This is a genomic window from Serratia sp. ASV30, from assembly GCF_016428815.1.
GTDB classification, from domain to species: Bacteria; Pseudomonadota; Gammaproteobacteria; order Enterobacterales; family Enterobacteriaceae; genus Chania; species Chania fonticola_C.
In genome coordinates this window covers 1-257 of the sequence record NZ_JAELTL010000287.1, presented here as the reverse complement: position 1 = coordinate 257, position 257 = coordinate 1, and the positions used below count along the sequence as shown (strand labels likewise).

Genomic DNA, 257 nt, shown 5'->3' with positions numbered 1-257 from the left:
TGGGCAACGGCGATCATAATCTGAGCACCACCGTCACCGATCCGGCGGGCAACACCAGCGAGCCAAGCCCGGGCATCAACATTGTGGTGGATGACAGCAAGGTTCCGGTCAGCATCGGTTCGGTGAAGGATGATGTGGGTCCGATCACCGGTAATATTGTGGCAGGGGGCGTAACGGACGATACCCGTCCGGAGCTCACCGGCAGCGGCAAGCCGGGCAGCCTGGTGACGGTACAGGACGGCGACACCGTGCTGGGC

1 protein-coding gene is annotated in these 257 nt (G+C 63.0%); it reads left to right on the top strand.

The window, feature by feature from the left end; translation table 11 throughout:
- The coding region (locus JHD74_RS27190) for a hypothetical protein (RefSeq protein ID WP_199063966.1) at positions 1–257 on the top strand (257 nt) is incomplete at both ends.